The sequence below is a fragment of the Pseudoduganella sp. SL102 genome (assembly GCF_027856995.1).
Lineage (GTDB): Bacteria > Pseudomonadota > Gammaproteobacteria > Burkholderiales > Burkholderiaceae_D > Rugamonas > Rugamonas albidiflava.
Genome location: NZ_CP115554.1, coordinates 3,241,254 through 3,254,531, shown reverse-complemented (window position 1 = coordinate 3,254,531; position 13,278 = coordinate 3,241,254). Strand labels below are relative to the sequence as shown.

General features: G+C 68.3%; 8 protein-coding genes. 7 read left to right on the top strand and 1 reads right to left on the bottom strand.

Annotated features, from left to right (window positions below):
• The first annotated feature begins 160 nt into the window (after positions 1 to 160).
• Together OU994_RS13845 and OU994_RS13840 are read left to right on the top strand one after the other, a co-directional pair.
• The gene (locus tag OU994_RS13845; RefSeq protein ID WP_281611228.1) at positions 161 to 3,901 is read left to right on the top strand and encodes a TonB-dependent receptor; all 3,741 of its coding nucleotides are present in this window, start codon (positions 161 to 163) and stop codon (positions 3,899 to 3,901) included.
• A gap of 138 nt (positions 3,902 to 4,039) precedes the next feature.
• A complete protein-coding gene (locus OU994_RS13840) occupies positions 4,040 to 5,134 on the top strand; it encodes a calcium:proton antiporter (RefSeq protein WP_281611227.1) in 1,095 nt (364 codons plus the stop codon).
• Between the two features lie 23 nt (positions 5,135 to 5,157).
• Here OU994_RS13840 and OU994_RS13835 read toward each other — a convergent pair whose 3' ends face one another.
• Complete coding sequence (locus OU994_RS13835) at positions 5,158 to 6,588, bottom strand: FAD-dependent oxidoreductase (protein WP_281611226.1); 1,431 nt, start codon at positions 6,586 to 6,588, stop codon at positions 5,158 to 5,160.
• Between the two features lie 313 nt (positions 6,589 to 6,901).
• Between OU994_RS13835 and glf the strand changes: the two genes are divergently transcribed.
• From glf to OU994_RS13810, 5 genes are all read left to right on the top strand, one after another.
• Positions 6,902 to 8,056, top strand: coding sequence for a UDP-galactopyranose mutase (gene glf, locus OU994_RS13830; protein WP_281611225.1), 1,155 nt, complete (start codon positions 6,902 to 6,904; stop codon positions 8,054 to 8,056).
• Between the two features lie 230 nt (positions 8,057 to 8,286).
• Positions 8,287 to 10,374, top strand: a complete 2,088-nt coding sequence (locus OU994_RS13825) for a DUF4132 domain-containing protein (protein ID WP_281611224.1) — start codon at positions 8,287 to 8,289, stop codon at positions 10,372 to 10,374.
• Between the two features lie 113 nt (positions 10,375 to 10,487).
• Positions 10,488 to 10,937 carry a MarR family winged helix-turn-helix transcriptional regulator gene (locus OU994_RS13820; RefSeq protein WP_131146394.1) on the top strand — a complete coding sequence of 150 codons (450 nt, stop codon included), beginning with the start codon at positions 10,488 to 10,490 and terminating at the stop codon, positions 10,935 to 10,937.
• Between the two features lie 6 nt (positions 10,938 to 10,943).
• Entirely contained in the window at positions 10,944 to 13,064 is a 2,121-nt protein-coding gene (locus OU994_RS13815; RefSeq protein ID WP_281611223.1) for an FUSC family protein, read from the top strand.
• Positions 13,061 to 13,270: a DUF1656 domain-containing protein gene (locus OU994_RS13810; protein WP_281611222.1), complete on the top strand. Its 210-nt coding sequence runs from the start codon at positions 13,061 to 13,063 to the stop codon at positions 13,268 to 13,270. Before OU994_RS13815 ends, OU994_RS13810 begins: the two co-directional genes overlap by 4 nt.
• Positions 13,271 to 13,278: the final 8 nt, after the last annotated feature.

The following is a 13,278-nucleotide window of genomic DNA, read 5'->3' as shown; positions in this document are numbered from 1 at the left end:
CGCACGCTCTAGTGCGCCACGCGCCGCGACTGGCGGCGCGGTAGTCACTTCCCGACCCGGACCACCGGGCCGTTCCGTATCCATTCCAGACAATAGCGGCCCGCCAGGCCGCCGGCCCCGGCACGCCCGTGCGGGGTACCAATACCAACCGGAGGAGACCATGAATCGTACCGCCAGCCGTCCCAGCAAGACCAAGTTCGAAGTCAAGCGATCAACCCACGCCGTCTCGCTGGCTCTCCTGTCGCTGGCCGCCAGCCAGGCCGCGCTGGCCCAGCAATCGCCGGCCGGGTCCGGTGCGGCGGCCGACAACGGCCCGGTTCACCGGGTCGAGGTCGTGGCCACTCGGGCTTCGCAGCAGTCCGGCATCGAGCGCAAGAAAAACGCCGCCACCTCGATGGATTCGATCGTCGCCGAAGACGTGGGCTCGCTGCCCGACCGGAACGTGGGGGAAGCCATCTCCCGCATGGCGGGCATCGTGCTGGATCGCGGCGATTACGGCGAAGGCGTGACGGTCTCGGTGCGCGGCAACGGCGCCGACCTGACCCGCGTGGAACTCGATGGCCAGAGCGTGCAATCGGCCGGCGGTACCGATGCCGGCGCCACCGGTGGCCCGAACAGCCGCGGCACCGAGTTCCGCCAGCTGTCCGCTGACCTCATCAAGAGCGTCGACGTGGTGAAAGGCTCGACGGCGGACATGACGGAAGGCGCGCTGGGCGGCGGCATCGTCATCAAGACGCGTACCGGCCTGGACTTCAAGAAGCCGTTCGCCTCGCTGCGCCTGGGCGGCAGCCAGAATTCGCTCGACAAGAAATGGAAGCCGGACGCCAACCTGATCCTGGCGAACAAGTACCTGGACGGCCGGCTCGGCCTGATGCTGAACGCCTCGCACAGCACGCTGAACAACGAGGCCCACTCGATGCAGGTGTCGCAGACGGCCCAGCAGGGCTACTACCGCCTGCTTGACTTCGACGGCTCGCCGGAAAAGACCTATGCCTTCCTGCCCAGCACCGTGGCCAGCGACGACATGACGGCCACCACGCCGATCCTGCGCACGCCGATGGGCGGCAGCAATTGCCTGAACTCCGAATCGCCCCTCTCGCTGGTCACCAAGTCGGCCGGCGCGCAGACGAAACAGGATTGCCATAACCTGTTCCCCGACCTGTCGCCCGCGCAGCTGGCGCTGATACCCACCAACAGCCAGGGCCCGGCGCGGGCGCAGCGCGGCAACGAGCTGCTTACCTGCCTGAACCAGTGGAACGACTACACGCCATCGAACGTGCGCTACTTCATCAAGAAGGAACACGACCGCAAGGACAACCTGGACCTGCGTGGCGACTTCAAGGTGAACAACCGGCTCACCGTGTACGCCAAGGGCAGCTTCAACCGCCGCGAAACGCGCATCGAGCAGATGACCTACCAGCTCGGCCTCGTGAAGAATCCGAACCAGCTGCCCAACCCGCTGATCACGCCGGGCTACACGGGCGTGGTGTTCGCCGACGATGCCGCCAACAATATCCGCAACGCGGTACCCGGCTCCGGGTTCTTCCAGTACCCGGGCGGCTATTCCACGCGTTCCAACAACTATCCGATCCCGGGTGCCGTCACCAATATCGATCCCGCCTCGGTGCTGGTCGACTCCAGCCACCACCTGACGCGCTTCACGGTCTCCGATGGCCAGGCGATCCCGGACCAGACGCTGGAATTCGCCCGCACCATCAGCCGCTACCTGCAGACCGGCGGCACGTACCGCAACAACGGCCTGACCGCCGAATTCTTCTTCGCTGACGCCCGCTCGGACTTCCGCCGCGTGCAGCAGCGCATGAGCTACACGCTGAATACGGGGCCCACCACGTTCCAGCTCGATCCCAGCGGCCTGTGGGGCTTCGATTTCCCGGCCGGCGTCAACCAGGCCGACCCGGCCGGTTATGCGGCGCTGTTCCCGCGCACCGTCGGCGAGGCCAAGCTGGGCAACACCAACACGATCTACCGGCCGAACTATCCGGCCACCGTGCAGCCGCTGCGCACCACGGCGACCGGCATCCTGTGGCTGCCGCAGATCCGCGAAACGGGCGAGCGCACGGCCAAGCTGGACGTGACGTACATGACGCCGGACAGCATCCCGTTCTTCAAGCGCATCAAGGCCGGCTTCAACCTGCGCGACAGCTACAGCAACTCATGGGAAGGCGGCGCCGGCGACCGGACGGTCCGGGCGGCCCAGGGCACCTACGGCACCCCAGGCTACGTGCCCGGCATCTACCTGCCGCAGGCGCGCGTCGACAACCGTTTCGAAGGCTGCCAGAACACCGGCGCCTCGCTGGCGCCGGGCGGCGACGCCTGCCAGTACGGCATGAATCCACCGGGCGACCCGCGCTCGGGCCGCGACGGCACGCTGGTGCTGACGCCACAGGAATTCCAGAACATCATCGCGCAAACGCTGACCAAGCCGGCGACCGGCACCTCGTTCTTCCACGGTGCGAAGGACCGGCCGGCGATCCTGCCGCAGAACTGGATGGGCATCGACATCGCCAGGGCGGTCGAGCTGACCAACTTCGCCAACCGCAACTGGGATTGCGTGAAGACGTGCACGGCGACCGACGGCAAGGTGTACGAACAGCCTGTCAACAAGCTCAAGGAACGCATCGACGCGTTCTACCTGATGACCGACTTCGGCCTGGACCATGTGCCGTTCACCGGTCGCGAGCTGCCGTTCGGCCTGGAACTGGACGGCAACGTGGGCGTGCGCTACGTGCGCAGCCGCGTCAACGGCACCGGCACGATGACGTTCACCTCGTATTCGAAGACGGCGCTGTACGACCCGGAAGACCCGAGCAATTCGGCCGGCTACGTGCAATCGTCGATCGTGCAGAATACCTCGGTCGACGCCTCCACCACGGACGTGCTGCCCAGCCTGAACCTGGCCACGTGGCTGCGCCCGGACGAACTGGTGCTGCGCTACAGCGTGGCGAAGACGGTGGCGCGGCCGCCGATCCAGCAGTTGCTGCCGGCCAGTACCTGCATCTACGACGAGCGCGCGGCCGACCTGGATGCGGACGGCACGCAGCGCTGCAACGGCACGATCGGCAATCCGGCGCTGAAGGCGCGCAAGAACGTCAACCAGAACCTGTCGCTGGAGTACTACCCGAACCGCGACACGATGTTCAGCCTGGCCTACTTCACGCAGAAGGGCAAGGTGGGCCAGTTCATCACCGAGGGCGTCAGCGGCGGCCAGCTGTTCGCCGGCTCCGACCTGGTGGACCCGCAGACGGGGGTGAAGCTGTCCGACCTGCCGTTCAGCTACTCGACCTATGTGAACGGCCCCGTGTCGACCCGCAAGGGCGCGGAATTCAGCACCAAGACGGCGTTCACGTTCCTGCCCGGCTTCCTGGCCAACACCGGCTTCGATGCCAACTACACGAAGGTGAAGTCGAAGCACGTGAATGCCGCCATCGTCGACCTGCTGACCGGCACGCCGCTGCCGCCGGCGCGCGAATCGGAATCGCAGTACAACGTGGCGCTGTGGTACGACGATGGCCGGCTGTCGGCCCGCGTGGCGCTGCAGGGTGCCGCGGCCTGGTTCACCTGCATCTCACCGTGCGGCCAGACCCCGCGCGAACTGATCAACTACCCGGCGCAGGGCGTGAACGTGAACAACTCGACGCCGAAGATCTATTCGCCCGGCTCGCCGAACTTCAAGGATGCCACGCGCTTCATCGATGCCAAGATCGGCTGGAAGTGGCGCCCGGACGTGGAGTTCTTCCTGGAAGGCCGCAATATCGGCAATGCCACCACGTCGAACAGCCAGGCACACTACGCACCGCTCGGCGATGGCGTGCCGAACCTGCTGGACTACGCCTATGCCGGCCGCCGCATCATGGTCGGCGTGTCGTTCCGGACGCTGTAGGCACAAGGCGCGGCGGCGAACCGGCCGGCGCGACGGCGATGGCGCGTGCCGGTCACTGCGGCCGGGCGTGTACACTGCGCCCGGACCGGCCCTGCATCGCCAGGGGCGGTGACCGACGTCAACGACCGAGAGAGCGCCATGAAAATATCCAACTCCCTGCCCGCGTGGACGATCGCCGCGCCCGCCGCCGCGTGGCTGCTGCTGGCCGGCAAGGCCGCCGGCCTCGGCGACATGCTGGGCGGTACCTACATCGTGCTGCTGGCCGCCGGCCTGTTCGCCGGCGTGCTGGCCGCCGTGTTCCACGCGGAAGTGGTGGCGCACCGGATCGGCGAACCGTACGGCACGCTGGTGCTGGCGGTGGCGGTGACCTCGATCGAGGTCGCGCTGATCGTGTCGCTGATGATCGCCGGCGGCGAATCGACCACGGGGCTGGCGCGCGATACCGTGTATGCCGCGGTGATGCTGATCCTGAACGGCATGGTCGGCATCTGCCTGCTGGCGGGCGCGCGGCGCCATGGCGAGCAGCGCTTCACCCAGACCGGGGTGTCCGCGGCGCTGGCCACGCTGTCGGCGATCGCCGTGCTGACGATGGTGCTGCCGAACTACACCACCAGCACGCCGGGCCCCGTCTACAGCAGCAGCCAGCTGGTGTTCATCGCCGTCATTTCGCTGGTGTTGTACGGCACCTTCGTGCTGGTGCAGACCGTGCGGCACCGCGATTACTTCCTGCCCGAACTGGCCGCCGGCGACGAAGCGGTGCATGCGCCGCCGCCGCCGCTGAAGGTCACCTGGTGGAGCGGCGCGCTGCTGCTGGCCTGCCTGGGCAGCGTGGTGCTGCTGGCCAAGTCGCTGTCGCCGCCGCTGGAAGCGGCCGTGCTGGCGCTGGGCGCGCCGAAGGCGCTGGTCGGCATCATCATCGCCGCGGTGGTGCTGCTGCCCGAAGGGATCGCCGCATTCCAGGCGGCGCGCGCGAACCGGCTGCAAACGAGCCTGAACCTGGCGCTCGGTTCGGCCCTCGCCAGTATCGGCCTGACGATTCCGGCGGTGGCGATCGTGTCGCTGGTGAACGGCTGGACCCTGTCGCTGGGCATCGACACCAAGTCCACCGTGCTGCTGCTGCTGTCGATCATCGTGGCCACGCTGTCGCTCGGCAATGGCCGCACCACCATCATGCAGGGCATGGTGCACGTGGTGATCTTCGCCGTCTACCTGTTCATCACCATCGTGCCCTGAGCATCACCATCGTGCCCTGAGCATCACGGCCGCGCCGCGGGATCGGGGCTGGCGGGTACACGGGCCAGCTTGCGCAGCAGCCACGTCAAGCCATCGAACGGGCGCACCGGGATGGCCAGCCGCGCCTGTACGCCGCGCCCGGCCAGCACGCGCTCGGCGGCCATGAAGCCGGACTTCACGGCGCTTTCCATCGTGCATGGCAGGTGCGTGCGCACCCAGTCGCCGGCCAGCACCAGCCCCGGCACCGGGCTGCCGGTCGCCGGCCGCGCCGCCTCGAAGCCCGTGACCGGGCAGGGAATCGCCATCGGCACGCGGTGCACACGCGCATGCACCAGCCGTGCCTGCGCCGCAGCGGGAGCGCCCTCGGCCAGCTCGCGCAGCGTGGCCTGCACGATCTCGTCGTCGCCCAGGTGGTGCGCGCGGTGGCTGTGGATGATGTTCGAGCAGATCACCGTCGGCCGGCCCTGCCAGCCCGCGCGGATCTGGCGCAGGTCGTAGAAATCGTAGTTCAGGCGCTGCGGAGAGTACAGGTGCGACCAGAAGCGCTCGACGCCGAAGGCGCGGTCGAACCACAGGTAGACGCAGATGTACGGGCTCGGTTCGAACGCGGGCAGCTGGCCGAACGGCGCCAGCGTGCGCCACGCGGGCGGCACGATGTCCTTCAGCGCCGTCGGCGGCAGCGCGCTGACCACGTCGCCCGCCAGGCGCGTGCCATCGGCCAGCACGATGCCGTCGACGCGCTCGCCGCCGGTGAAGCCGGCCACCGGGGCACCGACGGACACCGAACCGCCGGCGGCCGTGATGATCCGCGTGGCCTGTTCGGCGTACAGCTCGGCCAGGCCCACGGCGCCAAAGCCGAAGTGCAAGCCACGGGCATTGCTCAGGAGCGCGTGGATGCGCATCAGCGATGCGGCCGAACAGCGTTCCAGCGGCACGTTGGTCACCACCATCGCGGCGAAGCGCCACCACCAGTCGATCATGCGCTCGCTGACACCCTTGTCCCTCAGGTAGTGCTCGGCGCTGATGCCGTCGAGCCGCGCCACGTCGGCCTCGTGGAACAGCATGCCGCTCCAGCCCACCCGCGCCATCGACAGGTTGTCCAGCATCGTGAGGCCGGGCGCCGGCAGCGCGCTGGGCACCAGGCTCAGTGGCGGCGGCAGCGGCGCGTGCCGCAGGTGCACGGGCCGCGGCTTGCTGGACAGTGCCAGCACCTTGCCCGGTTGCCAGGTGACCAGGTGCTCGGTGCCGAGGCGCCGCAGGAACGCCAGCATGTTGTGGTACTCGGAATGGACGATGTGCGGGCCGATGTCCACCGTGTCGCCGGTGGTTTCGTCCTGCCAGCTCGATGCGCGCCCGCCCAGCCGTCCGGCCGCCTCGAACACATGGCAGCGCAAGCCATGGTCGGCCAGCGCGACGCCGCACGCCAGCCCGGCCAGCCCACCGCCGATGATCAATACGTCTCCAGCCACTCTGCCCCCTTTTCCCAGACGGGGCCGATGATAGGCGAGCGCCGCGGCGCCGGATGTGCGGCCGCGTACAAACAGGACACACCGGCGGGACACACGGGAGGAGACGCCGGGCAACGGCACCCGGCGGGTACTGATGAATTTGCCAAGTTAACCGTGCAACGCTTGTTTTTTTTACATGGTAATCTTTCCACGTCGGGCGGCATCCGGAGTCGCAAGCGACAACGCAGGGCGACCTGCATGATTTTCAGTTTCCTGGTTGATTCCTTCAATAATTCATTAAATAATTCGAGTGAGCGTGATGACAAAGAACGTAGCTATTGTCGGGGCAGGCTTCTCCGGCGCGGTAATCGCGCACCAGCTCGCGAAAGCGGGCTACCAAGTCGAAGTGTTCGAATCACGATCCCATATCGCGGGCAATTGCCATTCCGAGCGCGATGCAGAAACCAATGTGCTGGTCCACGTGTACGGGCCGCATATCTTCCACACCGATAACGAGCGGGTGTGGAAATTCGTCAACGAGTTTTCCCAGTTCATGCCATACGTGAACCGCGTGAAGGCGATCACGAACAACCGTGTCTTCACGCTGCCGATCAACCTGCTGACGATCAACCAGTTCTTCGACAAGACGTTCCGGCCGGCCGAAGCGCAGGAATTCCTGGCCTCGCTGGGCGACAAGACCATCGAGAACCCGGTCACCTTCGAAGACCAGGCGCTGCGCTTCGTGGGCAGGGAACTGTATGAAGCGTTCTTCAAGACCTATACCGTCAAGCAGTGGGGCCTGCAGCCGACCGAGCTGCCGGCCAGCATCCTGAAGCGGCTGCCGGTACGCTTCAACTACGACGACAACTATTTCAGCCACAAGTACCAGGGCATGCCGAAGGATGGCTACACGGCCATCGTTGAAAAGATCCTCGACGTGCCGGGCATCACCATGCACCTGAACACGGCCTTCAACCCGGACCAGAAAGGCGACTACGACCACGTGTTCTACAGCGGCCCGATCGACGCCTGGTTCGGCCATCGCGAAGGCCGCCTGCCCTACCGCACGCTGGACTTCGAAGTGCACCGCGACAAGGGCGACTACCAGGGCAACGCGGTGATCAACTATTGCGACAATGCCCAGCGCTACACGCGCATCACGGAGCACAAGCATTTCTCGCCGTGGGAACAGCACGAAGGAACCGTCTGCTACTTCGAGTACAGCCGGCAGTGCGAGGAAAAGGATACGCCGTACTACCCGATCCGCCTGGCGCGCGACAAGGTGCAGCTGGAGAAGTACGTGCGGCTGGCGAACGAGGAACCCAACGTGACCTTCATCGGCCGCCTGGGCACCTACCGCTACCTCGACATGGACGTGACGATCGACGAGGCGCTGAAGACAGCCGACAAGTTCCTCGAATGCGCGTCCGACAAGGCGCAGATGCCGGCGTTCGTCATCAATCCGCTGGGCTGACGACCGGGCTGACGACCGGGCTGAAGACCGGGCTGACAATCCAGCCGTTTCGATCGATGGCGGCGGCTGGCCTCATGATGAGGCCAGCCGCCGCTTGCCTTTGGGCGCATGCGCGCGACGCGCGTTGTTCCCGCCAACCGGCCAGCGAAAGAAGGTCCCCGTGACAATCCGCGAGAATGTGCGCGGCCCGCATCCGCCACAATCACGGGTCCACCCGACCGGATCCGCCGATGACCACGTTCGCCGAACTGCACGCCCGCCTTGCCGGCCCCGCCCCCGACCATGAACGCTTCACCGGCCCGCCGCTCGACCTGGAAGGATTGACGCCGGATGAACTGGGCAGGCTTTGGCCCCTGCTGCAGCAGGCCGTGCAGGTGCGGGACGGCGATCCGGCCCGCCGCCAGCAGGCGCTGGACATACTGGAGCGGGCACGCAAGCTTGGCCTGGTGCCGCACCTGGACACCGCCCTGCTGTGCGCCACGCTGCGCGTCATCCCGCCGCGCGACAGGAGCACGCCAGCGACCTGCGACACCGATTTCCACTGGCTCGTCATGCAGGCGGGTTACCTTGCCGTTGCACCCGCGTCCGCCGAGGAAGCGGCCATGCTGGAGGCGCAGCTTGCGCACATGCTGCCGCCTGTCGAATACTGGCCTCGCCTGCGCTATGGCATCCTGGCGATGGCGCGCGTTGCCGGAGCGCGCCGTCTCGCCGCCCGCCTGCTGGACAGCATGCGCGAGCATTACAACGATGGCCTGCCGGCCCGGGAACTGGCCGTGCTGGCCCGGGCGGCACCCGCGGCCCTGATGACACTGGCAGGCGGCGGCCCGTTCTGGTATCGCGGTGGCGACGAGGAAGGCCGGGCCCACCCGTCGGAAGCCATGGTTGGCGATCCGGCCTATGCGGCATTCGCGCGCGCGGTGCTGGAAGAAGCGGCACAGGTGCTGGAACGGATGCACGCCGGCGAACTCCCCTACAAGGCCGACTACTACGATTCGGACGACGGCCACGTGCTGGCCCTCGCCGCGCGGGTGGGCGCGCTGGGCGACGAGCCCTGGTACCGCGCCGTCATCGGCCGGCTGCTGCCGCTCGCCTGCGTGGCCCCCACGGCCGCGCGCAGCGCGCCCTCGCAGGCCTTGACCATCGCATTGGGTTACCTGACCGAGGCGGTGCCGACGCCCGAAGGCGTGGCTGCCCTGCGCGCGGCCCTGAAAGTGGTGCGCCATGCCGGGCTGGAAAAAAAACTGGCGCGCCACCTGAAACCGGCGGAACGCCGGCTGGCGACCAGGCCGGAAATCGCGCTGCGGCTGACCGGGCTGGAACCGAAGCAGCAGCGTGCCATGCTGGCCGCGCTGCTGGAAGCATGTTTCAGCCGCCCGGTCGAGCTGCCATATCGCGAGTGGCGCGAACGCCTGCTCGGCACCGACGCCGCGGCAGCCTTCGCCAGGACACTGGTCTGGCGCACTGCCGCATCCTTCATGCTCGACGAGAACGACCAGCCGGTCGATGTGCTGGGCCAGGCCGTTCGGATCGCCGGGGATGCCGGCGTCGTGCTCTGGCATCCCGTGGAAGCAGCCGCCGAAGAGCGCGATGCGTGGCGCACGCACCTGCTGCGGCGCGAACTGCGCCAGCCGTTGCGCCAGGTGTTCAGGGAATGCTACGTGCCGCCGCCGGACGCCGATCCGGGCGATGTCTTTCGCGGCTATGAACTGGACGGCCGGCGCTTGATCGGCATGGCAGGGCGCGATGGCTGGCGCCTGGAATATGAGGGCATGGTGCGCCAGTTCGGCGACATCCGGGCAGTGTTCGGCATCGGCCGGCTGTACCCGGGCTATGCTGGCATCGTCCCCAGCGGACCGATCGCTTTCCTGCGCGGTGCGCAGCAGGTGGCGGCCCGCGACGTACCGCCCCGCGTGTATTCGGAAACCTGCCGCGCCGTCGACCTGCTGGTCAGCGTCTCCGCCATCGCGCTGGAGACGGACGACGGCCAGTCGACCTGGGACGAGCGCACCCGGCGCCTGTTCCTGCTGCGCGACCAGGCCGGCATCGATGGCATGCGGCGGCAGGTGCTGGAGCGCGTGCTGTCCGCCCAGGTGGCGGCGGGCACGGTGTCGGTGCAGGGTTTTCATGTGCACGTGGGCGATGCCAGGGTCAGCCTGCGCACCGGCAAGGTCTGGCGCGACGGCGCGCAGGTCGAGCTGTCGGTGAAACCGGCGAAGAAACGGCTCGGCGCCGTCCCCTGGCTGCCGTATGACGAAGCGTTGCTGGAGCGGGTGGTGCACAGCGTCGGCGCACTGCTGGACGGCGCAGGCAGCCGCTAGCGAAGGCTCCCGCCTATGCCACTGCCGGCCGCGGTGGCGCACCGCCGCCCGGCCGGCTTGCGTCGATATACTTAGGATGCTAAACTTTCGCATCCTAATCGAACGCCGCCGCCATGACGCAACTCGACAAGACCCTGATGTCCCTCACCCATACGCTGATCCACGCGGCGCGCGCCTACAAGGCGGCCGCGGACCGGGTGGCCGGCACCTTCGCGCTGTCGCACGCCAGCGGCTGGCCGGTGGTGATGATCGCCCGCCTCGGCGATGGCGTGCGGCCGGGTACGGTGGCCGAGGCGCTCGGCGTCGAACCGCCGTCGCTGGTCCGCATCATCGACCAGCTGGTCGCAGCCGGCCTCGTCACGCGGCAGGACGATCCGGCCGACCGGCGCGCGAAAACGCTGCACCTCACGGCCGAGGGCCGCCACTGCGCCGCGCAGCTGGAGGAATTGCTGCTGCCGTTCCGCCGCGAGCTGTTCGACGGATTGCCGCAAGCCGACGTCGAAGCCTGCGTGCGCGTGCTGGCGCACCTCGATTCCGCCCTGGCGGTCCGCGCGAAGGGCTGAACGCCGATGCTGCTGAAACTGGCACAGCCGCGCGAGCTGCTGTTCTCCGCCAAGTGCTTCACGGCGTCGATGCTGGCGCTGTACGTGTCGATGGCGGCCGGCCTGCCCCGCCCGTTCTGGGCCATGATGACGGCCTACATCGTCGCCAGCCCGCTGGCAGGCGCCGTGCGCTCGAAGGCGCTGTTCCGCGTGTGCGGCACGCTGGTCGGCTCGGCGGCAACGGTGGCCCTGGTGCCGAACCTGGCCAATGCGCCGGAGCTGCTGTCGCTGGCGCTGGCGTGCTGGGTGGCGGCGTGCCTGTACGTGTCGCTGCTCGACCGCACGCCGCGTTCCTACATCTTCATGCTGGCCGGCTACACGGCCGGCCTGATCGGCTTTCCCTCGGTGGCCGATCCCGCCACCGTGTTCGATACGGCGCTGGCCCGCGTCGAGGAAATCGGCGTCGGCATCCTGTCCGCCACGCTGGTCCACTCGCTGGTATTCCCGCAGGGTGTCGGCCCCGCGCTGCTGGCCCGCCTGGACCGCGCGATCGGCGATGCCCGGCGCTGGACGCTCGACGTGCTCTACGCTGATGCAATCCAGTCCGGCATGCCGCCCGCCGGATCGTTGCCGGCCAATTCTCCGAGCTCCGCCGGCAACCGGGATACCCATGTGCGCCTGGCGCTGGCGGCCGAGATCAGCGACATGCGCGTGATGTCCACCCACCTGCCGTTCGATACCTCGCACCTGCGCTGGACCGGCGCGATGGTGCATGCGCTGCATGACCGCCTGGCTGTGATGGTGCCGCTGCTGCTGGCCGTCGAGGACCGGCTGCAGGCGCTGGCGGCGACCGGACCGGTGGAACCGGTGTGGCAGGCGATGCTGGACGACGTGGCCGAATGGATCGCCGAAGGCCGGAGCGCAAACCCGGCGCGCGCGGCGGCCTTGCGGGCGCGGCTCGATGCGCTGGCGCCGCAACTCGGGCCCGATGCCGCGTGGCGCACGATCCTCCAGCTGAACCTGGCGCAGCGGCTGGCGGCGCTCGTCACGGCCTGCGAGGAAAGCCTGGAACTGCGCGACAGCATCGACGCCGTGATGCATGGCGCGGCGCCGGCCAGCCCGCCGCACCTGAAACCTTCGTTGCTGCATCGCGACCACGGCATGGCGCTGCGCTCGGCGCTGGCGGCGGCGATCGCGATCCTGGCCTGCTGCGCCTTCTGGATCATGACCGGCTGGCCGGCCGGCGCCGCCGCCCCGATGCTGGCCGGCGTGGCCTGCTGCTTCTTCGCGACGATGGACGACCCGGTCCCGGCCATCACCGGCTTCGTCAAGTACACGCTGTGGTCGGTGCCGGTATCGGCGTTCTACATCCTTGTCGTGCTGCCGGCGGTGCACAGCTATGAAATGCTGGTACTGGCGCTGGCGCCCGCTTTCCTGCTGCTGGGCGTGTACATGGCGCGCCCTGCCACCTACGGCAATGCGCTGACATTCGTGATCGGCATCGCCAGCACCCTGGCGCTGCAGGACACCAACCAGCTCGACATGGCATCGTTCGCCAACGGCTTGCTGGCGCAACTGGCCGGCTACATCGCCGCGGCGGTGGTCACGCGCGCGATCCGCACCGTGGATGCGCCGTGGATGGCACGCCGCATGCTGGCCCGCGCCCGCGCGGAGCTGGTGCAGATGGCCCGGGCACCGCGCGCGCCGGCGCTGCTGGAAGTCTCGGCGCGCGTGGTCGACCGGGTGGCGCTGCTGATGCCCCGCCTGGCGCTGGCGAAAGCGGCGCCGGAAGTGCGTGCCGCCGCGCTGGAAAACATCCGCGAACTGCGCGTGGGCCTGCACATCGCCCAGTTGCGTGGCCTGGCGCCGCAGCTGGAACCGCGCGGCGTGCCGCTGGCCGCGCTGCTGGAGCGGCTGGCCGCTCATTTCAGCGGCGTGCGCGCGGCGGAGCTCTCGAACAGTCCCGCGTCGCCTTCCGGCCAGGGCTTGCTGGCGCAGCTCGATGGCACGCTACGCGGCGTCTGCCGGTCGGCCGGTGGCGACGGCGGCAAGGACTGGGCCACGGCGGCGGCGGCGCTGGCCAGCATGCGGCGCGACCTGTTCCCGCGCGCCGCACCTTACGAACCCACTCCCGAGATCTCCCGATGAGCGCTGAAATCAGCCTGCACGGCCTGTACGTGCCCACCCTGCTCCTGCTGGCGCTGGCCGCGCTGGCCGGCACCCGCGTGCTCGGCAAGCTGCTGCTGCGGCTGGGCTTCTACCGGCTGGTGTGGCATCCCGCCCTGTTCGACTGCGCGCTGTTCGGCATTCTCCTGGGCGGCCTATCCATCCTGGCAACCCGCTTCGGCTATTGAAACACCCT